This is a genomic window from Geotalea uraniireducens (assembly GCF_027943965.1).
Classification (GTDB): domain Bacteria; phylum Desulfobacterota; class Desulfuromonadia; order Geobacterales; family Geobacteraceae; genus Geobacter; species Geobacter uraniireducens.
This window is the reverse complement of the sequence record NZ_AP027151.1, coordinates 1,698,195-1,723,402: the sequence shown is the minus strand read 5'-3', so window position 1 is coordinate 1,723,402 and position 25,208 is coordinate 1,698,195. Positions and strand designations below refer to the sequence as shown.

Sequence of the window (25,208 nt, the reverse complement as noted above, 5' to 3'; positions counted from 1 at the left end):
AAATCATTCTTCCACGAAATCTGCACAAATATCACAGAAGGTTGTATTTTGCGTTTTTCGGCCACATTTTTGACAAGTTGAATAATCGACTAAGCAGGACGTGCAAATCAAATCACCTTGCTCCACGCCCTCCGCACAAAAAGCGTTCTCCTGTTCAGTAAGATAGTCATCACAATGGATGCATTTATTCTCGCTAAGAGATACTTGTTGCCATTCCGCAGCAATTTCTTTCCAGTTTACACTTCTTTCACTTAGACCAGTCCAGACATCCCAGAATTCGGGATCTTTTGATTTTGGGCAGTGGCTTTCATCAAGAGTTCTCATTTCCACAATCACTGGGATTGGTGCTGCCCATCCAAGGAGAATAGCTTTCTTGGTTGGAAGGATTGGAAGTTCATTGAGAATGCTGCCTAGATTGTCTGGTACTAACTTCCTGACCATTTCCTGATCTTTATCGTTTACCAAACGATGCAACAGAAACGTATTGCACTGGGAAAGAACAGTCTGGGATAATTCTGAAGGTCTTTGCGATGAAATCAACAAGCCAAGTCCGAATTTACGCCCTTCCTTGGCAATTTTCTCAAAAGACTGGGCACAGAGTTTTACTGCCGTGATTTCGTCAGAATCGCCGTCGTAACGTTTGATAAAGTTATGGGCCTCTTCAACAACTAACGTAGTTGGAAGAATGTGCCCATTTTTGCGACGGTATCGCTGGTGAGCTTCGAAGATGATCCTCGAAAGAACAGATACGATGACGTAGAGAACTTCTGAAGGCAATAGTGAAAGGTCGATTATATTGATGTTGGCTTCATTAGCAGAGCCAACATATTCTTTGAGCCACTTATCTAAAGAAAGTTCCTCCGGTGTCTTTGTCTCGATAACGGACGCTATTCGAGAATCAGTCAAGATGCTGCGCACCCGCATCAGGAAGAAGTCCATAAACTGTTGGGCGTTGCTCTCCTGAGCCAGACGCCCAATATGACTCAAAAAATCTTCATTCTTGAAAAAGACAGGACTGTCTTCATCTGGGCCGGTGTATATCTGAAATCCACCAACAGACTTGAGAAAAATATCAAGAGAAGTGATACAACCTTCAACGTCAGATTTGTCAAAATCTTCGTAATACTCTACCTGTTCCTTTGTCTCTTTGTCTTGAAACGTCCTATGCTTCCTTTTTGCACATGCCGTTAGGGCTGTTTGAAGCGTCTGTAATGCAGTTTTTATATCTCCATCTTCTAGCGTCTCGCAATCTTTGCTGGCATCAGTAGCCATACTTTGTAGTTTTTTTCCAAACTCATTTTTCCCAGGCTTACCTTTAAAAGCTGATGTACCTTTGCGGAGATCGTTGTTGAGTTCAATCAGACAGCTTGAGTAATACCGACGAAGGCTAGCATATGAATCCTCGGAAGCAGGTAAATTACTACGGACCTCTCTCAATGTACGCCGCAACAGCGGCCTCTGTGTTTTTCCACTTGCCTGAGCTATTGAACTCCATTCATAGCTATTCCATATCCAACTTGGGACTTTAAGTTGCCGAATCTCTGTAGTTGCGGATTCATTCAGGAGAACCTGAAAACGACGTACCGTTCCCAAACCGTGAAAAGCCTCGCCATATTCTCCATTCGGATCAAGGATGATGAATCGTGAATTGAGCGTTTTCCCTTCCGACAACTCACTTTTCGCCTGTTCTAATGACCAGCGGATCAGCCCCGCAACGGAGCATGATTTACCGCTACCAGTATTTCCCAATATCGCGACATGTCGCCCAAAGACCCGATCTGGACTAACGTAAACAGGCGCATTAGCCGCCAAAGGCGAAATTCCTATTTTGACTTTAGCGTGCGCATCTTTGTTTTGCACTATGGCCCGCAGTTGGTCCTGATTCGGCACTACTACTACATCGCCCACAGAAGGATAGTTGTATACACCTCGTTCAATCTCAAATCTTCCATCCTCTTCTTTCAAAATTCCGAGGGGGCTAACGGACAACTTTCTAAGTGGAAACGGCAGGTCAATCAGATCAAAGTCTTTATAGCCCTTGCGCTTGGGATAAGGTGAATACTCGACCCCCATCCACGAAACAATCCCCACTAACGCTCCGGATTCGTTCGGAATCAAAATAAAGCCGTTGATCTTAGGGAACAGCTGAGGAACACCGGTATTAATTGCTGTATTCTGTGGTGCATTGATCTCCAGCAACACCTTGATTTCACGAGGTGACACATATTCCACCGTACCGATGGCCTGATTACGTATGTATTCGAACTCCTTACTCATGGCTTTTCGCCTGCTTGAACGAATGAGCTATCATCACGTCCGCGCTTTTCCAAGATCTCATGTTTCCGGTTGGATATGCGATCAATGGCCGATTTAGGCAGATAATTCTCGGTGAGGGAGCGGACACTACCCAGGTGATCGCCGATAAGCAAAGTCAGTTGGGACCTGTTGCAACCTTCTACAAACTTTTGAATACGCCCGTCTGCCAGATCGTAGGAGATGATCACCAGATGGGTGGAGGGAATGCTTATCATATCGGCAATTATTGTGTTGATGTGAGAATCGCCAAAACCATAGCCATAGGTAACTAACACAGAATTTGGCCGACAGGTTGCGGTAGAAAAATCCCTGAAGAGTTCTGAATACGGGAAAAATGCGGTATCGATTCCTTTGGATGAGTTGGGATAGATGACTACAGTATCCGCAGGGTTCTGCAAATCCTCTTCACGAAGCTTGTTGCCAAAAGGTAACGGTATTCGATGGATCTCAGCATCATTGAAACCCCAATCCAGCGAGCCATGAAGTTTTGTATACCGAGCTACTCCTTCCACATAACGCGGTTCGCCACGGATACCTGGTGGATTGTAATGATAATCCAGCTCCATCTTATGCATTCGCATGACCGGGTTAAGCTTGCCAACGAAGCGATCCAAGGTATAGATTCCAGCTTCATCCAGAGCGTATTCAACAAACCTGTCATAATTAGTAGTGAATATATGAAGACGGTCGCGAGTGGCCGTTCTACTGGCAAAGCTGATCAAAAATCGCTTGAGAAGAGCGAGGGCTTTTGCTCCGTTGCCAGCCGATAAAACACTAGATTCATTTTCAACTAGATTTTCAATAAGCCCTCTAAGCTTCTCGTTTATTTCAGATTCTAGCGCGGTAGCCTCCGTATTAGAGAGAATCTTCAAACCTTTCAGCAGCTCCATAGCAGTGCGCAAATCGTCTTCAAAATTGGCATTGCCACGGCCCATCGACCGGGCTTCTACTGCAGCGAATTGCTTGATTTCCTCTCTCCTGGTCGTAAACTCAATCCGTCCCATGGCTTGCGGCTTAACCCCAGCATCCAAACAGATACCCGTAGTTATTCCAGTTCCGAGCAACAATGACAGATGCTCGCTTTGAAAAACCGCCGTTAACCATGGTTCAATTATTTTGCGAAGAGCTTTTTCATCAGGGGCTTCAGCAACCTCATGTGATTCATTGGCAATGAAGAGAATGTTCTTTTTGTCCCAGTGAATTTCACTCATACGGTTCTCTCCTTAGTCGCCAAATTACAGTCAAGTAATGCATGTTCTATCTGCTGCTCGACATTCCGGCCTTGCTCATCCTGCTGAACCGCAAACAGGAATAAGCACTTGCCGTTGCTGGAATTCTCCCATTGATGCCCTACCTGGGATTTCTCCCTAGAATCGTCATTCGTCTTGTAAGGCTCTCCCTTGTATTCGACAACCAGCACGCGCCCGTCGGTCAGTTCACAGACAAAATCTGGATAAAAGTAATCCGTGGAGGTCGGCAGCCAGAATGAGAAGCGGTCTTCCTTCTCCACGTTGCGCACCCAATGCTTGACAGCCGGATGCATGTCCAGCGCCCGGGCACAGACGAACTCTTCTGCCGGAGTACCATCGGCGCGTTTTTCACGAAGATCATGGATTACCGGGTAATAGTGTTTCTTGAAGCGGTAGCGGCCGGAATAGTACGGTGGCCGGGCCGGATAATGGGTAGGATGAAAATTGAAGGCATAGCTGAAGCTGTCTTCAAGCTGGGGAGCTGCCAGGAACCCGGGCAAGGACTTCTGAAAGCCCGAGGCAACGGCATTATCCCTGCGGCGATCAATCTCACGGCGGATTGCTTCGGCAAGCGGGTATTTTGCGCGAACCAGGGCAGTCAAACTGAAGCCACGGTCTGCTTGCAGGTGACGGACAACAGCCAGCAGCCACTTGAGCAGCACAGCCTGCCCAACATCCTTCTGGCGGCATTCCCGATCCAGCCAGCGTACAAGGTCATTTTCAGTGGCATGAGTGGCAATTTCATTCAGATGCAGTTGTTCAGCGTTTGCCAGCTCGTAAACTACCTTGCCGCCATCAAGATCGATTTCGAACGCCGTCCCGCGCTCCCGTATCGTGAATCCTGCCAGTGCAATGGGTTCACTGAAAAGGTCGAACTTCCCCAGTTCGGAGAGGATGCGCTTTTCGACCGGCTGCAACTCACCGTCCCAGTCAAGGCAGAGCTGTGGCAGCGGCGCAAAGCGAACGCCCCGTGCCGACGGAGCCAGTAGTGCCGCCTGTCGGGTCCGTTCGCGCTCGATGGAGTCCTTGATCGTCTGCTGATGCTTGGCATTGCAGGCAGTCAGCAAGAACTCTTCAACCTTCTCGGACAGCTCTCCGCGAACTATTGCCGTTGCGCCGCCGGTGGTCGGACGTATCTCAATACTCTGCTTCAGATCTTCGGGAACAGCCTGCGTCGGAGCTGCCGGTAGAGAGATGACGGCCTCAGCGGGTTTGGGACGTGGCTGTTCGCCACCTTGAGGCAGCGGCAATGCCGTTTGAGCGGGAGCAATTGCCAGGGCCGCCTCATAGGCTTCGAAGCCCATGTTGTTCACCAGACGGTCAGCCAATTGATCGGCAACCCGCGCCGTGACGCTTGAAACCATGTGAGCATAGGCTTTCGAGAGTTCAATCTGTTGGCGTGCCTTGGCATAGGGCATCCGCAGCACTCGTCCCAGAATCTGCTCCACATCCTTCGAGCTTTTCATGTCCTGCAGGCCGCAAAGCACGTAGGCAAAGGGGCAATCCCACCCTTCCTTCAGGGCCTCGACCGTGATGACGTAGCGGATCGGGCAGAGCGGATCGGCCAGCACAATGCCATCAAGTTCCTTCTGATCGCCGGTAGCAACGGCAATCTGCTTTCTCTCCAGCTTCTCCCCATCCGGGCTGACGAGATGTTCCAACAACTTCTCAACGGTGACTTCGCCATTCTTCGGTTCCGCCTGGAACAGCAGTACTGGACGGATAAACTCCGTCTCCTTTGCCGCAAGGGTTTCCAGCCGGTCTCTGGTGAGGATGGCGTCACGAACAGCATCCTTCCAGCCGGTCGGGTGCTCCATCAGAACAATCGGCAGCTTGATCATATCCTCACGCTGCAAGGCACTGGCACCTACATGGTACAGGACATTGCTATTGTCCGCTGGGGTTGCCGTCAGTTCGATCACGCAGGCGGGTTGCAGATTTTTTAAGGTTCGGAACGCCTGATCCGTTCGGTTATTGTGGGCTTCATCGACAATCACAATTGGTTTGTGCAAGGTAAGCCAGTTGGCAAGAGATGATTTAACCCGCCCCAGGTCGGACGCGGTCAGGTACGGTTGCGCGGCAAGATCGGCCTCGGTGACTTTGTCCAATCGTTCTTCCTGCTGCGGCGTGAGCCCCTGGAAGTGGCGGGCGAAGTTTTCATCAAAAGAGTAGACGTTGCGCTGGGTTTTCTCCTTCACATTGAACGACTGGATAGTCGCAACCACAATGATTGCCGATTGACCCACATCCTGCGGGCCGACAGTTGTCAGATCGTCCAGGGCACAGACCCGAATCCGCTCGCCAAAGTATTCCGCCAGCGCCGTGCGGCAAGGATGACGCGGGGCTGACAGGGCCGCCAGGGTCTGGGAGCGAATGGCGTCGGAAGGGACCAACCACAGTGCCACAGGAGCATCGGTGTCGAGCAGCGTCTTGCCGGTATGGGCCACCGCATGGGCCGCCAGAAAGGTTTTCCCCCCACCGGTTGGTATCCGCACGCAGACTGCCGGAATATCACCAAGCGCCTCGGAATTGTACGGTACCTGCCAGGTTTGCCCCTGCTTCTCCTGCAGCGGTGCGCACTGCTGCCATGCTGGATTCAGCCCGTTGATGCGCAATTGCCGGAAATAATTGTCGAGGGCTGTCAGCGATTGTTCCTGATAATCTTTAAGTTTGAACATACTCAGCGGGCCTTTATGTCATAAGGGATTTGTTTGAATACAATGTTGGCTTCTCGTAGTCGGGCCTCTCCCAGGCGGGTCGTCTCGCCATAAATCACTCTGGGGCCATCATGGGAAAAAGACTCATTCAGATATGCCAAAACTGCGGATGTCAGCACATTGCCACCCTGTGGGCGGCGGTCACCGAGAATGCCGTTGTACAGCAGGTAATAGGCGGTGTTGTTATGGACACCGAGAAAAGGAGTGGTGAATTCCTGTCGGGCGGCGTCTCCTGTTTCAAAATGCCAGAGATATGCTGCCAAAGGCCCGAAACGGACATTCGGATGAATACCGCCATCTGCATCAAAAACGGGCTCGCCCAATGTATAAAAACGGAATCCACCGCCACCTTGCCATTCGACCGCCTTGGAAATTCCACTCTGCTCACCTGCAATTATGCTTTCCATCCGTGGAATGCAGTGGGAAACTGCATGGTCCCCCATCTCGATGCCGATCCAGCGACGGCCCATCTTGTGGGCTACAGCAATGGTAGTTCCCGACCCTAAAAAGGAGTCAAGGACGATATCCCCTGATTTTGTAGAAAGTTCGATGCATCTTTTTATCAAGGTCTCTGGTTTCTTTCCGTTCGGAAAGGATACACTGCCTTCATTGTGCAAATTGTTTGAAAGTAGATCATCCCATAGGTTTGTGAGAGGTGAAGCGGTACGAGTAACTCCATCAATTATCCTCGTTTTTGCCTTGTAAAACACAAGCTGTTCTCCTCCAAGGAAATAGTAATCATCCTTATCTTCACGGGGGGAACAGTATACTTTCAACTTGTCGTTGTTAGATTTTTCAAGTGCTTCACGTGCAGACTCATTCACATCTTTTGGAGCAACTCTAGCAGTACGAACAACACGGTTCGCATTTGCTACAACAAAATCAGCTATTTTTTCTTCTAATTTATCGGCGAACTTTGCCTTTATTTCATCCCATGTAGCTAGTTTATTATTTCTTTGAAAAGCTTCTCTAAGTCCAATCAATCGCCAGCTACTGTAATGATCGTTAACATTTTCTATAACCTTGTTGTACCTATCATCACGTGGGCCTGGGACATAAACTCGATTTGGTGACCAAGCAGATTTATTTTTGGCGTAATAAAGTATGTAGTTGTTTGTAGTAACAAGACCTGGGTTAATAGCCTTTGGGCCAGAAGCGGAACTTTGTTTGAACGTAATCACACCAATACGGTTTGACCTCACAAATATTTCATCCATGATTGCAATAAGATAACCAAGCTCGTTGTCATCTATGTGGACAAAGATAGTTCCTTCATCGGCCAAAAGGTCACGGATTAGTTCAAGTCGGGGATACATCATTGAAAGCCACTGCGAATGCTCAAGCTTGTCGTCATAATATGTGAATGCCGATTGGGTGTTGTATGGAGGATCGATGTAGACGCACTTTACCTGCGACCGGTAAAACGGCAGCAGAGCTTTCAGCGCCTTGAGATTATCGCCTTGAATCAGCAGGTTATCGACTGCTGCGTCTCCGAAGGCGGCCTGAAATTGCAGTAAATGATAGGGAGTTTCGACCGAAGTGCCAACGGCCTGGGTTTTGTTAACCCAATCGAGAAAAGGCATAGATGAGATTATCCTTGGTGATCAGTGTGATGTTTCAAAAACAAAACCGCCTGTCTGCACGAGAGAAGACAATGCGGCTTTCAGTTCGAACGATATGTCCTGAAGGGCACAGAGCCCATCTCTTTACCCTCCAAATGCATGAAATTACGCCATGTTAATACCTCTTTTTGCCTCAAAAGTCAATTTGAGACAACCGCGCTCCCTGTCCGAATAGGACAGAGTAGTGCAACTTGCTGAAATATTTAAATTAAGATGTGATTTTGGATTGACAATTCATTTCAGGCTGGTCAAACTTAACCTGAAATACAGAGGAACATTGACCGTCGAGAAAGGAGGGAGGAGATGCTGGCGAGAAAATTTGAAGCTATCGTTGTCGCAACGCTAGGAACTACCCTCCCTTGTCTGCTCGCGGGAGCGCTGGTGGGGGTTGTTTTCAGATCGAACTTCTGGATCTGGACCCTTGGGTTGGCGGCTATTTCGTTCCCCTGGATGCTCATGAACCGGGTACATACCCGATTCTACCGTGGGGTTCTCAGCGGTAAATCTTTGATCGAAAACATAAAGTATGCATACACAAGTACCGAATATTATCCAAGAACATCTCTATTCGGCAGTTCGTGGTGGAATTGGTACTGGGGATTTTTCAGAAGACATTTTTGATAACTGCAGTGATAGCTTACGAAGGGGCATAGGAATACTCCCATGCCCCTTTTATTTTGAGGAGTTCATCACGACGTATTTCAATCCCGCCGACGAATGGGGCAATGATGGCATACGGAGATGATTGGTAAAAATAGACATTCGTACCTTCTGCCTGCTCCAAATGCTCAAGCACCGCCACCGGAAGACTGATCACACTGCTTGCAATCTTCAAATCAGCCCCGTGTACCTGAACTTGCAGTGAAATTGTCGATTCATGATCGTCAGCCAGAGCAAATGTATCTGCTACCAGAACGATTATACCGTCTGATACCAAGAGAATTTTGTCCAACACGAATTACCTCCTCGGGCCTTTGTAGGGTTGCGGGCCACCACCTTTCGGCAGTGGAGAATTCTTGCTCTGATGCTGAAGGATTCTCCCTGTTCTTTGCAGATCCCTTTCAACACGAGTTTCAGCAGTCCTGGCGGCCTGTTCTGTTATGCGTGTCTCAGCTTCACGTTTAGCGGCGTTCTTTTCCATTGATGAAGTCAAAGGCCTGGCAACCGTTGCCGCATCTCCAATCAAACCGGAGGTTTCGTGCAGCGCTCCTCTGCCGACAGCTATCGTAGTTGCTGCAGTTCCCGCATAAATAGCCCGACCTTCGACAAAATCGCTGCTCGCCGCACTACCGGCAAGATCCTGTACAGAGCTGACCGATGTACCAACGGTTTGCCGGTTTGAATAGTCCGCCTTAACCCCGCCATCGGCATGAATACTCCCGGTAATCCCGCCACCTGACCTGGTGCTGACCACCGCCGCCCCTTGCTGCGACATCTGGACGAACTGATCCTCGGTAATCTCGGAACGCTTGCCGGCGATCAGATTGCCGCTCTTGTCCATTTTCCCCTGCACCTGCGAATAGTGCAGATTGCCATCCTTGTCCTTGGCGTACATAAGCACATTGCCGTCGAGGCCGTTGGAGAACGATCCTCCCACCACTTCCATCTTGCCGGTTTTCTCATTCTTGGCGTAATACCAGTCACCGTTGACCATCATCTGCTTGCCGCCAGCCTGGATCATATAGCTGCCAGATTTTCTGGAAACATTCAGTGACTGGTTCTCGTAGCCGGTCTTGATGAAATCCCCGACGGTCTTGCGCACCCCCTTGTCGAGGGTCGATACATTCCGGTCCAGTCGCTCCATGTCGGTACCGGTACGACTCTGACCGAGATCGAACTTCTGCACCCGCCCGCCCTGATCGACGCTGAATGAGGCAAGATTGCCGTTGCGGTCGTAATCCGCCTTAAAGTCAAATGCCTGGCCTGACAGCCTGGCAACATGGGCCGCAGCGCTCTGGAAGCCGGCTCCCTTGAGCTGCTTCTGCAGATCGAGCGACTTGGCCCTGTCTCCCTTGGCAACGGTCCCGGCTTCAGAGGAATTCACGACGCCACCATCCATACCGACATTGACGACGCTCTTGCCGTCAGCGGTCGTGAAGGTGATATTCTGACCCTCCATGGCCTTCTGCATCTCGGCAAAGCCCCGTTCGGTCAGGTGGCCGTTTTGGTACATCTCCGGATCATTGGTGAGATGCGGCGCCACCTTGCCGACCATCTGATCGGCAGCTGAATGGACCAACTGATTGCGGGCAATCCGTCCTGACACATCATTCCCGATGAGCTGTTGGTAGTTGTCGTATCCGCCACCAGCGTAAATTCCCTGGATCTTGCCGCCGGTCTCCGTCGCCACAACACGGCCAGCTTCCGTTCCGGCCGCTACCGGGCCGCCGAGCTGGTTCGAGAGCCCAGAAACCTCTGAAGCCTGCTTACCCTGGTTGAACAGGGAATTCATCTGCATCAGGTGCGCTGAGGAGATCCCGTAGGAGTCGGCAATCGTCCTCACGGCATCGGCATTGGCGTAATCGCCCAGAGCAGATATCTCCGAGCGGAGCGAATTGAACTCACGCCAGTTGCCGCTGAAACCCAGCGACCTGGCAGCGGCATAGGCGCCCATTTCACCCTGCAATTGCCCGACGCTCTTGTCCATATTGGCTGTCAGGAATCCGGCGTAGTTGTCACCGCTGCCGAAGACATTGGCGAGGGACCGGTCATTAGCAACCCCCATCTGGGCAAAGGCCCGGGTATCGCCACCGTAGTTGTTGCCGACAACATCCCTGACCGCTGCCGACTTGTCCAGCCCCAACCGGCCATCGAACGATTTCAGGTCATAGGACGATGAAAGACCGTTCTCTCGCATGGCCCTGCCGGCACCGCCGAAGCCGATGGTCCGGCCCAGTTCCCCGTCGGCAGTCATTCTTCTGGAGAAATCCAACCCGAAATCCCGGATCATGTCGCTTGCAGCCGTGGTCTTGGCCGACATGCCGACCAATGACTGCGCCTGCCGCGCCTGGAAACTGTGCTCGTTGCTCCAGGCCTGGGTCGGCATGGCCGTTACGTTGCGTTGCATGGCTGATGCTCTACCGGCTGGATCTTCCACCTCATGAGCCGCCCGGGTGCCAGCCGACTGCACCTGGTTGACCATCCCCCCGGCCATCATCGCCATGGCGTGCCCGCCAAACCGGATTAGCATCCCGGTGATTACCGTAGCCAGCATCATCCCGCTCATCCGGAGCGTGCCGAACATGCCGAGAATCTTCACTGTCTGATCGGGGAAGAAGTAGAGCGCATCCATGCCCAACTTGTTCTGGCGCACCATCTCGTATGCCTGGTTGGCGTAGTCCACAGCAAACTGGTGAACAATGGCATCGGTCACCCCCCAGGCGGTGAGCCAGATGAAGAAACCGGCGATGATCCCTACCGCCTTGCCGATCAGCGGCGTGGGTATGAATAGCGCCAGGAACGGCAGCAGACCGACAGCAATGGCCGTAAGCGCCGCCTTCAGGATTGGCAGCCACTCGTTGGCCGACTTCATGGCCCCGGAGGCGTTCAGCAGAAACTGGTAATTGGTGGCGCCGGAAGCATTACCGCTCCGAAAGATCTCTTCCAGCCGCTGGGAGATGTAGGCCTGCTTGAGGAAGTCATCGATGCTCGCCGCCCCGAGACCGGTCCCGCTATTCACGTTGTTCAGGACCGACTTGCACTGGGTAACTGCGGCGGCATCGGTCACGTCATAGCCGAGATTGGCGCAGACCGAATCGATGTTCTTCGTAAGGCTAGCCGGAGTGAGTGCTCCCTTGATATTGGTCCAGGCATCGGTACAGGTGAGCGCCTGCCCCTGGGGGTTGGCGGCGTTGTAGTAGACTGTCCAGATGGCCGGGTTGACCGCCTTGTCCAGGGAGCCGACAAAGTTGGTGGTCGTTTTCCGGAGTTCATCCACGGTCAGGTTGGCATTTGGGTTCATCAGGGCATAGGAGACGCAGTCCTTGACGTAACGCCGCATGGAGGCATCCAGATTGCTGTCCACCGCCGACAGGGGGATACTGGTGAGCTGGGCCAGTCCCAGGAAACCTTTCCCGCCCGCCTGGCTCTGATAGTTCAGCGGATCACCGGCAGTTGTGACGATATCCACCAGCCCCCGCTCGATCTTGTTGAGGATACCGGCCACCGCCACTACGCCGTCAGGGATGCCGCCCACCGCCTGATTCTTGTTGTAGATCGGGTCGTAGACATGGATGGTGCCCTTCGGCACCACCAGGGCCAGGTAGACCATGACACCGATCAGGGTCGGCACGATCCAGGTCATGACCGAACCGTTAGCGGTTCCCAGAGACTTGGCGAACACTGTCACGCCCCCGAAGAACAGCCCTGCGGTGATGACCACAAAATAGAGCGACTTGTAGGCGTTGTCGCCGAAGATCAGGGCCAGCTTGCCGAAGGCATTCACCACGGCATCATGGCCTCCCCAGACATAGAACTCCATATCCAGGGCCAGCGCCATGGTCGGGATCAGCACCAGCAGAACTGCCAGCCCCAGCCTAGATGCGGTCCGAATCGACATGCACGACTCCTGCGGCGATCAGCTTGCGGTTGCGTAGCCATGCGATGAACATGGCGGCAATGGGAATGATTATGAACACCGCCGTCGACACCAGGACGAAGTAGGCGGAGATAAGGAAGATCCCCTTGAACCCCTGCACCCAGTAATAGACCTTGGCGACGGTTGCAGGCGTGGTTTTGGCGTAATAGAGCTTCGCCACGGCCCAGAGGATGTTGCTGTCAGAGAAGATTTTGAAATAGAGGAAATGGAAGGCGATGAAGGCCACCACCGCCTTGACGATGGCACCAAAGACCATGCCTCCCAGAAGGTTCAGTACCATGGCCCGGGTGTACTCGCCGATGAAGCATGTGGAGGCCTTGGCCATGAAGATGGCGTACCCCAGCGAGAAACCCAGCGCCAGCAGGAAGGCGCTGAACTTGTCGAACAGGGTCGGTGACGGATCGCCGAACATGGGGATGTACTGTTCAATCACCCCGATGGCGATGGGAGTGAGAAGCGCCGAGACGATCCCAGAAGCAAAGGAACTCCGGAACCCCACCTCCATGAACTCCAGTCGCTGCTTGGTGGTCAGGAAGCGTGACTTGATCATGCAGCCCCCCAGCTCATTGGCGAAATTCTGGTCGATGTACGAGATTGCCTCCAGGAGGCCTCGCGGGTGGATCTCGTTGCTCGGTGGCACCGGCATGATGTCCGGTGTACTGTGACTATCCTTCGACACGTCCTCTCCTATCCCGTGAATGAACGGATCAGATTCATGATCCCGCCGCCATAGGCGACAATGGCCGCCAGCAGCAGGCAGATGGCAGCCAGAGTCGGATTGCGCTGTCGCACCCCGACCCAGAAGGCGGATACCACCAGGGCGACGAAGAAGCAGCGCCCCCAGAACCCATAGAGGATCGTGGCGAAGAGCTTTTGCCAGAAGCCGGTATATTCGGCCTGCCCCATGTAGTGCAGCGGGTTTAATTTCTCGATGGGCACGGTATTCCTCTCAGAAGATCGGGTAGGCTCTCGCCAGGATGCGGCTCTTGTCCACGAAGCCGAAATACCGCGAATCGTAGCTGTCCTTGTGCTCACCCATCACGAACATGGCCCCCTTGGGGACAATGCCGTTGAAGGCGAAGTGCTGCAGCGGTGCCCCCTTGAGTGAAAAGTCCTTGGCCCTGACCAGGTACTCGCCGTTGCAGTAGAACTTCTTCTCCGCGTCCACGGTGAGCAGATCCCCCTCATTGCATCCCACGAGCTTCATCATATCCTCCGACTTCTTCATCCCGACCCTGGCAGCCAGTTCCTTGTCGTGGAACAGAACATACTCTCCCCGTCCCACACGGTCCGGGTTCCGGGTGAGCCAGTAGACCCGGTGTTTGAGAGATGGCGTCAGGGTGACGCTGACCTTGTAAGGGAGCAGCGTACCCGCGATAAGCAGGCAGGTGATCGCCAGCCAGAGCCGCCAGTTATGGAAATCAAGGCTTAACGGTTTCGGCATTGCGCACCACCGCGTCACCCATGATGATCACCCGGTTCTTTGGTATGGCTGTAATGACCGCCTCAAGACGGTCGAAACTCTTCCGCAGCTCGTCATCGTTCAGCTTGCCGGCAAGGTAGTTGTCCCGCTGCTGGGCGATGTACCCCTTGATATCGACGGCCACGACCTTCTGGGCATACCAGTGGTCATACCCGGCAACGGTTGCCAAAGATGCTGCCAAAGATACTGCCAGACAGATGCCAATCAGGGCCAGTGTGCCTGGTTGCCGTTTGGTTTGCTCTTTGGGGTACGTTTTGGGAGGCTCTTTCGGTACCGACACGGCATCCATCTCTTCAGAGGCTTCACTGGTTTTTATACTGATCATTTCACTCATTGATTGTGACTCTCTTTCCTCGTTCATTTCCGGTCACCCGAGACGGTCAGTAGTGCGGCCAGTGAATCCGACCCGCTCTCCCTCCGGATCTGGTCGAGCAGATATTCCAGCCTGGCGTCTCCGTATGCCGCATAGTGATCCGAGATGGTGGTATTCTTGGGATCTCCCTCGCTCAAACCGGCATCCTCGGTCTTGAGCCCGCGGGTATAGACCACGGCAGGAACCTGGTCGATCCGGTACCGGCGGAATAGCAGGGGATCAACGACCAGCCCTGCCGGCAGCATCTCGCAGTCACCGTCCTGGGGGCGGCATGCCTGGTCGCGCTGCAACACCGAAGCAATGAAACCGATAGTCGGCTGGATCTTGGTCATCCCGTCCACGAATCCACGCATGACCAGGGAAACATTCGGGTCACCCAACCGGGCCACGGAGGCTGCATAGTTCCTGATGGTCGCAAGGGGCATCGCCGACGAGATGAAGACGTAGACCCGCTCGGACGCGGCCAACTTGCCCTTCGGTGCTTCCTTACCCTTGTCAGTGTAATAACCGGAGATCTTGTCCCCGAACACTTCCGATTTGATCCGCTCCGTCTCGCTCTTCACCCGCAACTGGAATTCATCCGAGTGGTAGTAGGAATCGAGCGTTCCGGCCAGATCTGCCATCTCTTTCTCGTGCCGGTTCCCGGGAACGGTCATCTCTTTCGCAAGCCGGTCGGCATTGGACAGGGTATTGGCCAGGTCCGGCACGGTCAGCCCCTCCACCTCAGTCTCCTTCCACAAGGTTCCCTCAACGACTACCTTCACTTTCTTCAACTTCGTTTCGATGTATGCCCGACCCGACTTGCCGGTGCAGACACCGACCTTCCTAAGATGGACCGTATCCTCAACCACCCTGTCCACCACACAGCAGGTGTCGGGAGTGGCGATGTACCCTGGAGTGCCGGCAGCTGCGACCGTACAAGACGAAGCAACCGCAAGGCAGCAGATCAATTGAGCGCATAGCCGACGCAACAGACCCTCCTTCGTGTCAGTGACCAGAGAAAATTGTCCGGTGACGTATTGGTTGTCCCGAAGGGGGGATTCTTCGCCGTCCCCCAGATCAGTGACGGCCGGCCAATGGGGATGCAGTCGTTGCCGCGTACCGGTCGGGCGATCTGGAGCCGGTAATTGCTCTTGACCAGGATCGGCGTCACGACCCCGGCGCTGGCGCACTGGTTGATGCCGGTATCGTAAAGGAGCGTTTCTCTGCCGAGTTTGAACAGCATCCGGGCCGCCAGGCCGGCGTTGACGTTGAACGGGTTGTTCTCGATCATGCTCCCCGACAGGGGGTAGAAGGAGCCCCAGCTCCCCATGCACCAGAACAGGGGATCGATGGGATACGACATGGTCGCTCCCACGCTATCGGCAACGCACGCCAGCTGCGACACCGGGTTGCCGAACAGGAGCGCCTCCGGGTTGATGATGAACGACAGGCTGTCGTCGTTCCACATGGGGTCCACTTCCGTCATGTAGGCCAGGTCGAAAGCTTTGTTCTCGGCGCAGGGGAAATCCATGAACAGCTTCAGGATCGACCAGGCCGGGAAATAGAAGTAATGGGCCTGCTGAAAGGCGTAGTCGGAGTCGCCGTACTCCTTGCTCCGGTTCTCCCCGGACGAGAAGCCCGGCTTCGGGTTGGTCATGCCGGTGCCCATGACCGGGAAGCAGAACGGGTCCTTCACGGTCTCGATCAGACGGGCATGCTCCCAGAATGCGGTGGACACGCCGATGATCAAGACCCCCTTGCTGTCGGGACAGGCACAGACCGGCGAGGTGATATTACCTGGTGCCGGCTCGGCGCCATTGCCATAAGAGACGCTCCCCATCTTTACCGGGAACATGCACTGCCAGCAGATGTCGGTCACCGGGTTGAGCACCTTCCCCTTGCAACTAACGCCGGCACCCCAGGCGAGTGGTACTGTCATGAAGAGCACGATCAGCGTGAAGATCGGGATGTTATGGTTCAGGTTCATCCTCATATCGCACCTTGAATTCGGACCCTTCGTCCGTGATGATGATTGACCGCTTATTCCCGGTTGGATAGCGACCGACAGTTCCTTTGCCATTGGTGGAACTGCTGTTGATATGAAGTTGCTCAGGGGATATCTCACCCCAATCACGGGCACGGAACCGGTTCTGCCTTGCCAGCACCTCTTCCATGAACTTCCCGTCACTGCTAAAGTCATCCAGCACCCTGCGGGTCAGCACGAACTGCTTCCCCCGCTCGGAATCTGTCCCCATGGATGCAGGTCTGGTGGCAGCCCTGCCGGCCATCGCAACCCAGCTGACCGGCGCCAGGATCGGTGCGGCCACGGATGGCAGGCGGGATGTCTCCTCCACCGTTGTCCAAGATTCATGGGAACACCCGGAACACAGCGCAATGATGCAGGCTGTTGCCAGGCGACGTAATAGCTGCGACTTCATGGTGCCCCCTTCCTGCCATGTGCTGGTGTACCGATAATCTTTGTCAGCTTGACCTCCGTTACCTCCATGATCCGTCCCTTCTGCCTGACAACTGACGGCACCGCCTGCAGCTTGAGCCGTTCAACGATCTTGCGGTCGGCATAGAACAACGGGCGGCTGATCTTCTTCGACACGGCCCCGAAGCTCCCCCCGGTGAGAAGGAGTGTCACATCGAGCCGCTTGTCATACTCGGAAGCTGCAAACCATTTCACCTGGTCCGCGTCGGTGCCGTCGATGACCACCAGCGTTTTCGGGTAGGTCACGTAGTCGAGCGGATTGAAGGTATATCCCTTCGGATAGAGGATGCCCCCCTTGCCGTCGGGAACATCGATTTCTGTGGTATAGGTCATATCAACCGGGAAGCTCCGGTTCCGCTTCGCACGCGGCAGGCGCACCCGGTCCGGTGGCCCCTGGAAGTTCTCGACCTTCTGTTTGTCCAGCACCTTGTGCCAGTCCACCTGCCGGGCCCGTTCCTCGATCTCGGCCAGGGCATCCCGCTCCGCAATCCTGTACGTCATGCCGAAGGTGCCGAGTTCTTTGGCCTGTGCCGATGAAACGCACACCATCAACCCAATCGCTGCCAGTCCGTTGCGTATGGTCATTTCGTGGTCGCCTGATACTTGTTCTGGATGTTCTGCATGATGGTCTGTTGTGAACCATCGATCTTGGTAGCAAGATCCTTCTGTACGTCTTCGAAGTATTCCGACAGATCGATCCGCGAGAAATCCAGGGACTGGAATTCATCGGGGGTGAAGCCACGGCAGTTGGGAGCTTCCGGTACCCCCCAGGCGCCGTTCGGCTGAAACGATTGCAGTTGCGGTCTCCCTTGTTCATGGATGATCCTCGCCATTTTCGAGTTGAAGCAACAGAAGCTCTTGGCCTTCTGCACACATCCCACCAGCGGCCATTTCTTCTGGCAGTAATCCCCCACGTAGTGACAGTCCTTGGCGGCATTCTGCATCCCGGTCTGGATATCACCCTGGTCACAGCCGCTCCCCATTAGCACCTTCATCACCACCATCACGACGATGGCAATGGCAATGGTGGCCGGATTGAACAGCGCAGCAGCGTAGGCCTGAAGACCAGCGCCAAGGGCCGATGCTCCTGTCGCCCCACTGGCCATGGTAGCGTATGCACCGGTAGCTGCCGCTCCTGAAAGCGTGGTTGTGGTGCCGGTAGCCGTGACCACGGTCATGGAGGTGACAGCTCCGGTTGCCGTGGTCGAGATAGCCGAAATCTGGGCCGCTCCAGTGACCAACGCATTGCCGTAATAGGCGACCTGGCCGATTTCATAGGCCATCTGAATGCCCTGAGCAGCATACTGTATGTTGTTGCCGGTATCCTCCGAGGCGACCTTGTCGCTTTCACAGCAGTTGTTGAGGTACCCGACCGTCATCCCCGGGGGACGGCAGCGGGACGCCTTGCCGTTGAAAATGTAGATCTGGCCAAGGCAGTTACCGTTCGCATCTTTCGGTCCATCGTCCTGCAGCATCGACTCGTCGAGAGTAGTGGTCACTTCTGATCCGGGCGCACCCGGGTTGAAGCAGGGATTCGGGGAACACTGCATTTTCCCTTGATATTCCATGCACGCGTACTGAGTCCCGAGCGGACAGGTATTGAACCCCTCGAAACAGCTGTCCTTCTGGGGGTTGTAGATGCCGGCGCCACTGCAGATCGGCACGGCCTCGCACTTGCCGATAGGAAGCGGCGTGTAGGTGGTTCCAGCCGGACAGTCGTGCTGGACGTCGGAAACGCATTTGTCGAGCGTGGCAGTAAACTTGATGGTGGCAGCTTGGGAAAAGGTTGAGTCCTGCGGGCAGGAAACCGGCTGCAGGCATTTGAAATCGGCCTGGCTCCACGAATAGCTGCCGCAATCCCTGGTCAGAGTGGCCTGACATACATTGAAGCTCGCGTCATAGGCGCCATTGGCGCAGACCGGTGCGGAGTAGCAGAGGTTGGCGCCGGCATCGAGCGCATAAGTGCCGCAATCCTTGGTGATGACCGCCTCGCACTGATCGGTTGCCGTATTCAGTGTGCCGTTCGGACAAGAAGGTACCAGAACACAGAGACCACTGGCGCTGTCATAGGTCCCCTGGGTACAGGTCGGTGTATAGGCGGCCCAGCAGACATCAAGATTCGGATCGAAGTTGCCGCCGGAACAGGTCGGATTGGTAGCTGAAAGGCACTGGTTACCATTGATCAGCGCCTGCCCGGGGGGACAGACCATCTGGGTCGATGACATGGTGAACGAACCGGAAAGCATCCAGTCGCTGGCCGGTGAACCGTCAGAACAGTAGCGGTCCATGAAGTAGTAACTGCAGTTGCCGACACTGTCGCACTGCAACGCCGAAAGCGCATACCCGGTGCTGGTCAGTTCGGTCCTGCTCAACAGATTGAGCGGCGACTGGATGGTGATTGAATCGGAGCCGAGGCAGCAGTAGTTGGCGACAACACTCACCTGTCCTTGCGGGCCGCTGGGGCAGGAAATGTTGACGTTGCAGCAGGAGTCGGCGTAAGAGGCGCAGAGGAATGACTTCGGACTGCAGGCGAGCACCTGTTGGGAACTGGCAGCGGTGATGGCGTCGCACTTGTTGGTCACTCCGTTGTAGGTGGTACCGGGCGGGCATTCCGGGGTTTTTTCGCACCGGGCCCGGCCGGCATTGTAGGTGTACCCATTAGGGCACGAAGGGACAAAAGGCTGGACGCACAGATTGTAAGTGGTGTTGTAACTGCCATAGGTGCAGATCGGCGCCCGCTGGCAAATACCGGTCTGGGCATTGTAATAATAGCCGTTGGCGCTGTCACAGACCGGCATCCAGGCCTTCTCGCAGCGGTCACGGGCGGCAATGAACGACCCACCGCTGCTGCAGCTGGCCGACTTCACGCAGCGGTCATAGGTCGGGCTGGCCGGGTTGGCGTCATAGGCATAGCCGGCAGGACAGATATTCTGGACCAGTTTCTCGCACCGGTCGGCAACCGTGTTGAAAGTACCGTTTTCCGGGCAGACTATATCCTTCACACACTTATCGATGCTGGAATCCCAGGTGTAGCCGCTGCCACAGATATTCTGGGCCGTTGCCTGGCACATGTCGCGGTTCGTTTCCAGGGTCGAGCCATTCGGACAGACCGGTGCGGTATAGGTTTCAACGCATTCCGTGGAACCGACCGGGCAGAATTGTCCTTGAGCTGTCTGAATGCAGTTGGCTGTTTCTCCCGGGTCACCGGCATAGCCGTTGTTGTTCAGATCCTGACCGCACATGATGTTATTGATGGCATTTGGATCAGGAGGCGGCGGTGGCGGTGGTGGCGGAGGCGGGGTAATAGTGCCGGGATCGATGTACGACAGAGCGCAGTCGAGCTTCCCTGAAAATTCCACGATCTGAGAGCTTCTCGTCCCATCGATGCCGCTTGTCCAGACCCCGTCACTCCCCATTACGACTGCCTGCGGGTCCTGGCCGATATAGGGTCCGCTTGCCGGCCATTTGCTGAATGAGAGCCCGGAACCATCAATGGCAGTGAAACCACCTGGACCGAACTCCTTCCAGGCATCGATATAGGTGCTCTTGTCCGATGATGAGGCCCCCAAATAGGCACCATACCGCTTGATCAGGAAATCCAATGTCTGCTGGCTGTCCACACGCACCGGTTTTGCCGCCCCGAACTGACCGAGTGAAAGCATCCGCTTGAGCGAAGCCGTATCAGTGCCGGTCATCAGGTACTCCCGGCTGATGTTTGCCGAGAAATCGAAATAGATGTCGGGAAGCGACTGGCTGCCGCTGGCCGCTGATTTGGCGATAGCGTAAGTCTTGCCGTTGAATTCGGTGAAGAACGCCAGCGCATCGACGTAGCGATAGGTGGTGCCAGTCGTGATCGTGTCCTGGCAACTGACAACAGCCTGCGCGGTAGACGCAACTCCCGATAGCGAAAGGAGCAGAACGGCGTAGATTGCTGAGAAGACAATTCGGAATAGCATCAGGTCTTACCTCGACTGCATCGGCTGTTTCTGGCCGCTGGAACAGATATTGTCCTTGCCGGCCAGCCTGAGCGTCTGGATGACGGTGGCAGCCTCGGCGAACTCGTTGATGCACTGGCAATCGATGACGATTTCCTCGCCAGGGTCGGCTGGACAGCTGTTGTTGATGCAGGTCTTGTAGAAGATGTCGTAGGACTGGGCGGGCACGCGCATGTCGTTGACCGTCCCGGTCGTGGTCACCTGGGTATCGGTCTTGGCGATGCGAGTCTTGCAGGCCACTTCGCATTCGGAGGCCGGGTCGCGCTGCGGCAGGTTGATGCTGCCGTTGGCAATGCTCCACCCGGTCGGACCGAGACGCGGGTCCTGGAACGTCAGGTTGGAAGTATTGTCACTGGCAGAAGTGACCACCTGCCCAAAGCGGGTCGCCACATCGGAGAAGTCATACTGTTGTGAACCGCAGACATAGGTCCGCTTCTTGTGCCACCAGTCCCGGCAGATGTTGTTGGTGCCCACCTGTCCGGTGAAGTTCTTACAGGAAGGGAGTGGTTTGAATCCGGTTGGGTTGAAGTTCTGATACGTCACAACCCCGTCGATATCCTCCTCCTTCAGACGGCAGTCCGGATCGTTGGCCAGGGTGGCGCACTTGTCCTCCACGCCTTCCGTATAGGCGTCCTCCTTGAAGTCGAAAAAATAGCTCCAGTTGAAGGAAACACCCTGGGCACCTTTTGCCGGGCAGACGATGCCGGTCTGTACGGATGTGTCAAATCCGTTGATTACTCCGTCGACCGAGGCTGAAGCGGTGTTACACCCGCCGCCGCTCAGGTTGTTCATGTTGAAGGTGGCTGACATGAGCTGGCCGAGTTTGGCCGGATCAGGAGTAGACACGATCACAGTTTTGACGGTATGCCAGCCATCGCCGCCAGGACTGCCGCCGCAGTTGTTGTGCGCCGCTCCCGGTCCTCCCGGGCCGGTGTCCAGGTATTCCAGCTGGTAGGTCAGGTCATCGACCTTGTGGACCCGCATGTAGACGAGGTGATCGGTGCAAAGGGCACTGTTCCCCGAGTCGTTGAAGGATTTGATGGTGGTGTCGACCCGACCGACCCGGTCGATGGTGCAGTTGCTTGCTTTTCCCTGGGCATTGCGGGCAGCTCCCGAATTGGAGATCAAGTAATAGAGGCTGCTGGGATCGGAGGACTGGGAGATAGCGGCTGAATCCCTGGCGGCCGTCAGTTGCGGCCAGTTGTTGTAGTACCCCGACAGTGTGGAGACGGTCGGCGATGAAGCGAAGGCTGAGACGCTTGACGCGGCGTTGTTCGTCTGGGTAGTCACCTGCCCGTAATAGGTGATGGTGGTGATGTCGGTGGCGACGTTGGTGATGGTGAACTGGGTGTTGCTGGTATGGACGGCGTTGACGATCCCGCCGCCGATATCCTTGAGCACGATGGCGCTGTTCACCCAGACCAGGTTGCTGCCGCAACTGCTGTTTATGCAGTAGCAGCCTCCCAGGTCGGTAATGGAGGCCGGCGCTTCGGTGACCCGCCCATCGGCGTCAGCTGCCCAGGTGAAGTATTTGCAGTTCGACCAGCTGCCGGCGGTGCAGGAGATGAAGCCATTGGCGCAGACTCCTGAAACGAGCGCCGGAACGGTGTGGACATTGTCGATGGCGCCATCGGTATTGAGATCCTGGCTGACGATGACCTGCTGCAGGTCGCCGGTGCCCGACGGTTGGATCATTACCTCCAAGAACTTTGCCGATGAGGGTGCGTTCAGGGTCGCCGGGAAGCTGGTGGCGCCGTTCACCGTCTGCATGAGGTTCGCGGAGTTGGTCATCGGCAACGAGATGTTGCTGTTAATACCGCTCTTGGTGCCGAACCGGGAAAGAGCCGTCTGACCAGTGCTCTGGCCTGCGGTCTTCCCGTCCACAGCCAGTGCGTGGGAACTCGCAAGTGCCAGAGCCACGGTCAGGCTAGCTGCGGTATTTCTTGACCATCTCACGGATCGCATCCTCATAACTCACTCCGCCATCCACCATTGCCTCTATTTCGGCAATCTCGCTCGCATCCGACGTGAACACGTAATATGAGAACGGATCGACGGCCAACCTGCCGATGCCGGCCCCGAAAGGCGTATCCATGAAGATCTCCGAATACTTGGGTTTGTTGCTCTTGGTTGACTTCAGAATCCGCATGGTGAAGTCGTCATAGTCCAGAAGCTTCTCATCCAGCGCCTTCTCGAAATCCGACGACTCCAGGAAGAATTTGAAGGCGGAGTTGTTCCTGATCACGTCGCCAACGCCCCCGAACAGCTTCATGTCGAGCACCGACTGCGTGATTATGGTGAAGCTCCCTCCGTATTTCCGGGCCCGGCGATACCCCTCCTCGATGACCTCCTTCAGGGTCGAGCTCTCCCCGAGAAACTGCCAGGCCTCGTCGAAGACAATCAGCCGCTGGTCCGACTTGTCGGAGAGGTAGAGATCCTGGGTGACGGCGTTGATTACCTGGAGGGTGACGACCCGGAACAGCTCCTTGCGGGACTTGAGATGCTCCAGTTCGAGCACTACGAACTCGTCGTTGGAGATGTCGAGGCTGCTCTTGCCGTTGAAGAAGCGGCCAAAGGCCCCGTCGCTCCGGAAATCGGCCAGGTTGAAGGCTAATCGTGAAGCTGCCTCCTTGATCTCGCCCCCTTCGGAGGAATAGCGCTCGAAGTTGGCCAGGTACTCGTAGATCGTGTCGATGCCGGCGTCATTCCCCTCCTGCTGCCAGGACCAGCGCACGGCCCCCTTGATGAGGGTCATCTCGGTTTCACTGGGGATGGTCTTCCCGGTGGAGAAGACCATCTGGGCAACGATGGGGGCGATGACCGGAATGTCGTATTCGGGGTCGATGATGTTGGTGAAAGGGTTCAGGCAGACCTGGGAATCCTCGCTGAAGTCCAGGTAGCGGGCACCGAACAGCTTGGTCATCTTCTTGTAGGAACCGCCGATGTCGATGATCCTGATCTTGGAGTTCATGGCGAAGTAGTTGTAGACCAGGTAGTTGATGAAGAAGCTTTTGCCGGCGCCGCTGGAGGCGCAAACCATGGCGTTGTGGTTGTTGACCCCCTTGTTGAAGATGTCGAGGCCGAACAGGTTTCCTTTTCGCCCGGCAAAGAGCATGACCGGCTTGCCGAGGCCAGAGAAGTCCCCCTGGATCGGCAGAGTCACGGCGATGCTGTCCACCGGCATGATGTGATCACGGTCAAGGGTGTCGATGTTGCTGCCATTGTCGTAGAGGCCGAATGGCAGCGACGAGATGAACAGGATCGGGAGAATCCCCTTGTCTTCCTGCATGACATACCCTTGCCCCTCCCAGACCCGCTTGGCCCGGGTGACGGACTCGTTCACCAGCCACTCGTCACTGCCGTAGACCCACATGATCGGGATGATCCGGTAGAACTTGGTACCCCGTTCCAGTTCATCCACGGCCCAGAGGTATTCATCTTTCTTGCGAGCCAGCGACGGGGCGAAGCTGCCGACCCCCTGCTGCTGCAGGACAAGGTTGCACTTGGTGTGGAGCTTGTTCTTCTGGTTGCGGAGCAGGATATTCAGAGTGAAAAAGAACGGAGTACGGATCTGGTCGGAATCGGTCGCCATCCCCATGATCCCGCCGAAGAGCTGGTTGGTCTGGATCGGATCACCATTCAGGGGGAACGATTTGGGGGTGACACAGCGAAAGTGCCGATTATCGAATTTGAGGGAGGTGAAGCGCTTTTCGATCTTCGTGCCGAGCAATACCTGTTTGCGAATGACGTTCCGGTCATCATAGTGGGTCGAATTGGTGGAAGGATCTTCGTTCAGCATGCGCCGCAGCCAGTCCAGCAGACGGCCCGGTCCGACCACAACCGGGGCAAGTCCGGCTCCGCGCAGAACTTCCTGAATGGTGCCGAAGACCTCTTCCAGGTTCACATGGCCGATCTCCTTGACCGGAAACTTTACGGTGAAGAACATTCTGAAGGTACGCACCGGGATGCCGCTCAAGCAACCGAGACCTTCCACACCTTCCTGGAAAAACCGCGTGACATTGTCGGAAACGTCGTGAACCAGCTTGCTGTTACGCGTCTTCTGAGCCCCGTAGGCTTTGACAATCGGTTCTACATCCGGGTCGGCAAAAAGGATGAACTGCATGACCGATCCTTCCGGCAGGTTGACACGGAAAATCCCTTCCAGGGTCCTGATGCTCGTTTCGGAGGCGAACGCCAGAGGAGCACACTCCCACATCATTCCGAATGTGTTGTCGGTGTTGAGATAGATATTTTCCCTGTCGTCGTAGGCGATCCAGGGGAGGTAATCGGAGAACTTCTCCCGACGGGACATCTGGTCCAGCTCTCCCTTGGTAATCCCGCCGTCCTTGCCGAATAGAGCGGACATGATCCCCATCGCG

Annotated in this window: 18 protein-coding genes; 1 reads left to right on the top strand and 17 read right to left on the bottom strand. The window is 55.0% G+C overall.

Annotated elements, in window-relative coordinates; all coding sequences use genetic code 11:
- Positions 1 to 3: 3 nt before the first annotated feature.
- Genes QMN23_RS08125 through QMN23_RS08110 form a run of 4 tightly spaced genes read right to left on the bottom strand, consistent with a single transcriptional unit; the run spans position 4 to position 7,866 of the window.
- Positions 4 to 2,277 carry a helicase HerA domain-containing protein gene (locus QMN23_RS08125; protein WP_282003279.1) on the bottom strand — a complete coding sequence of 758 codons (2,274 nt, stop codon included), beginning with the start codon at positions 2,275 to 2,277 and terminating at the stop codon, positions 4 to 6.
- Positions 2,274 to 3,527 carry an SIR2 family protein gene (locus QMN23_RS08120; RefSeq protein ID WP_282003277.1) on the bottom strand — a complete coding sequence of 418 codons (1,254 nt, stop codon included), beginning with the start codon at positions 3,525 to 3,527 and terminating at the stop codon, positions 2,274 to 2,276. The genes QMN23_RS08125 and QMN23_RS08120 overlap by 4 nt, the downstream gene beginning before the upstream one ends.
- Positions 3,524 to 6,244: a DEAD/DEAH box helicase gene (locus QMN23_RS08115; RefSeq protein WP_282003274.1), complete on the bottom strand. Its 2,721-nt coding sequence runs from the start codon at positions 6,242 to 6,244 to the stop codon at positions 3,524 to 3,526. Before QMN23_RS08115 ends, QMN23_RS08120 begins: the two co-directional genes overlap by 4 nt.
- Positions 6,245 to 6,246: 2 nt before the next feature.
- The gene (locus tag QMN23_RS08110; RefSeq protein WP_282003272.1) at positions 6,247 to 7,866 is read right to left on the bottom strand and encodes a site-specific DNA-methyltransferase; all 1,620 of its coding nucleotides are present in this window, start codon (positions 7,864 to 7,866) and stop codon (positions 6,247 to 6,249) included.
- Between the two features lie 342 nt (positions 7,867 to 8,208).
- Here QMN23_RS08110 and QMN23_RS08105 point away from each other — a divergent pair, with 342 nt between their 5' ends.
- The gene (locus QMN23_RS08105) at positions 8,209 to 8,526 is read left to right on the top strand and encodes a hypothetical protein (RefSeq protein WP_282003271.1); all 318 of its coding nucleotides are present in this window, start codon (positions 8,209 to 8,211) and stop codon (positions 8,524 to 8,526) included.
- A 16-nt stretch (positions 8,527 to 8,542) separates the two neighbouring features.
- Here QMN23_RS08105 and QMN23_RS08100 read toward each other — a convergent pair whose 3' ends face one another.
- From QMN23_RS08100 to QMN23_RS08040, 13 genes are read right to left on the bottom strand one after another with little or no spacing between them, the layout of a single operon-like run.
- Positions 8,543 to 8,860 carry a hypothetical protein gene (locus QMN23_RS08100; protein WP_282003269.1) on the bottom strand — a complete coding sequence of 106 codons (318 nt, stop codon included), beginning with the start codon at positions 8,858 to 8,860 and terminating at the stop codon, positions 8,543 to 8,545.
- Between the two features lie 3 nt (positions 8,861 to 8,863).
- Entirely contained in the window at positions 8,864 to 12,463 is a 3,600-nt protein-coding gene (locus tag QMN23_RS08095) for a conjugal transfer protein TraG N-terminal domain-containing protein (protein WP_282003268.1), read from the bottom strand.
- Complete coding sequence (locus tag QMN23_RS08090) at positions 12,441 to 13,181, bottom strand: hypothetical protein (RefSeq protein WP_282003267.1); 741 nt, start codon at positions 13,179 to 13,181, stop codon at positions 12,441 to 12,443. The genes QMN23_RS08095 and QMN23_RS08090 overlap by 23 nt, the downstream gene beginning before the upstream one ends.
- Positions 13,182 to 13,189: 8 nt before the next feature.
- Positions 13,190 to 13,441 carry a hypothetical protein gene (locus tag QMN23_RS08085; RefSeq protein ID WP_282003266.1) on the bottom strand — a complete coding sequence of 84 codons (252 nt, stop codon included), beginning with the start codon at positions 13,439 to 13,441 and terminating at the stop codon, positions 13,190 to 13,192.
- Positions 13,442 to 13,451: 10 nt separating this feature from the next.
- Positions 13,452 to 13,946 carry a S26 family signal peptidase gene (locus QMN23_RS08080; RefSeq protein ID WP_282003264.1) on the bottom strand — a complete coding sequence of 165 codons (495 nt, stop codon included), beginning with the start codon at positions 13,944 to 13,946 and terminating at the stop codon, positions 13,452 to 13,454.
- Positions 13,924 to 14,310: a hypothetical protein gene (locus QMN23_RS08075; protein ID WP_282003262.1), complete on the bottom strand. Its 387-nt coding sequence runs from the start codon at positions 14,308 to 14,310 to the stop codon at positions 13,924 to 13,926. Before QMN23_RS08075 ends, QMN23_RS08080 begins: the two co-directional genes overlap by 23 nt.
- A gap of 32 nt (positions 14,311 to 14,342) precedes the next feature.
- Entirely contained in the window at positions 14,343 to 15,329 is a 987-nt protein-coding gene (locus QMN23_RS08070) for a type-F conjugative transfer system pilin assembly protein TrbC (RefSeq protein WP_282003260.1), read from the bottom strand.
- Positions 15,305 to 16,327, bottom strand: a complete 1,023-nt coding sequence (locus tag QMN23_RS08065; protein WP_282003258.1) for a TraU family protein — start codon at positions 16,325 to 16,327, stop codon at positions 15,305 to 15,307. The genes QMN23_RS08070 and QMN23_RS08065 overlap by 25 nt, the downstream gene beginning before the upstream one ends.
- A complete protein-coding gene (locus QMN23_RS08060) occupies positions 16,311 to 16,778 on the bottom strand; it encodes a hypothetical protein (protein ID WP_282003255.1) in 468 nt (155 codons plus the stop codon). The genes QMN23_RS08065 and QMN23_RS08060 overlap by 17 nt, the downstream gene beginning before the upstream one ends.
- Positions 16,775 to 17,419, bottom strand: coding sequence for a hypothetical protein (locus QMN23_RS08055; protein WP_282003253.1), 645 nt, complete (start codon positions 17,417 to 17,419; stop codon positions 16,775 to 16,777). The genes QMN23_RS08060 and QMN23_RS08055 overlap by 4 nt, the downstream gene beginning before the upstream one ends.
- Positions 17,416 to 20,790 (bottom strand): conjugal transfer protein TraN, encoded by a 3,375-nt coding sequence (gene traN / locus QMN23_RS08050; RefSeq protein WP_282003252.1) that lies wholly within the window; start codon positions 20,788 to 20,790, stop codon positions 17,416 to 17,418. The genes QMN23_RS08055 and traN overlap by 4 nt, the downstream gene beginning before the upstream one ends.
- Positions 20,791 to 20,796: 6 nt before the next feature.
- On the bottom strand, positions 20,797 to 22,794 hold the full coding sequence (locus QMN23_RS08045; RefSeq protein WP_282003838.1) for a hypothetical protein: 1,998 nt from the start codon (positions 22,792 to 22,794) through the stop codon (positions 20,797 to 20,799).
- Positions 22,757 to 25,204 (bottom strand): TraC family protein, encoded by a 2,448-nt coding sequence (locus QMN23_RS08040; protein ID WP_282003250.1) that lies wholly within the window; start codon positions 25,202 to 25,204, stop codon positions 22,757 to 22,759. Before QMN23_RS08040 ends, QMN23_RS08045 begins: the two co-directional genes overlap by 38 nt.
- Between the last annotated feature and the right edge of the window lie 4 nt (positions 25,205 to 25,208).

Coding starts and splice junctions, on each gene's coding strand:
- QMN23_RS08125 (WP_282003279.1), bottom strand. CDS start 2,277: ATGAGTAAGGAGTTCGAATACATACGTAATCAGGCCATCGGTACGGTG.
- QMN23_RS08120 (WP_282003277.1), bottom strand. CDS start 3,527: ATGAGTGAAATTCACTGGGACAAAAAGAACATTCTCTTCATTGCCAAT.
- QMN23_RS08115 (WP_282003274.1), bottom strand. CDS start 6,244: ATGTTCAAACTTAAAGATTATCAGGAACAATCGCTGACAGCCCTCGAC.
- QMN23_RS08110 (WP_282003272.1), bottom strand. CDS start 7,866: ATGCCTTTTCTCGATTGGGTTAACAAAACCCAGGCCGTTGGCACTTCG.
- QMN23_RS08105 (WP_282003271.1), top strand. CDS start 8,209: ATGCTGGCGAGAAAATTTGAAGCTATCGTTGTCGCAACGCTAGGAACT.
- QMN23_RS08095 (WP_282003268.1), bottom strand. CDS start 12,463: ATGTCGATTCGGACCGCATCTAGGCTGGGGCTGGCAGTTCTGCTGGTG.
- QMN23_RS08080 (WP_282003264.1), bottom strand. CDS start 13,946: ATGCCGAAACCGTTAAGCCTTGATTTCCATAACTGGCGGCTCTGGCTG.
- QMN23_RS08075 (WP_282003262.1), bottom strand. CDS start 14,310: ATGATCAGTATAAAAACCAGTGAAGCCTCTGAAGAGATGGATGCCGTG.
- QMN23_RS08065 (WP_282003258.1), bottom strand. CDS start 16,327: ATGAACCTGAACCATAACATCCCGATCTTCACGCTGATCGTGCTCTTC.
- QMN23_RS08060 (WP_282003255.1), bottom strand. CDS start 16,778: ATGAAGTCGCAGCTATTACGTCGCCTGGCAACAGCCTGCATCATTGCG.
- QMN23_RS08055 (WP_282003253.1), bottom strand. CDS start 17,419: ATGACCATACGCAACGGACTGGCAGCGATTGGGTTGATGGTGTGCGTT.
- traN (WP_282003252.1), bottom strand. CDS start 20,790: ATGCTATTCCGAATTGTCTTCTCAGCAATCTACGCCGTTCTGCTCCTT.
- QMN23_RS08045 (WP_282003838.1), bottom strand. CDS start 22,794: ATGCGATCCGTGAGATGGTCAAGAAATACCGCAGCTAGCCTGACCGTG.
- QMN23_RS08040 (WP_282003250.1), bottom strand. CDS start 25,204: ATGGGGATCATGTCCGCTCTATTCGGCAAGGACGGCGGGATTACCAAG.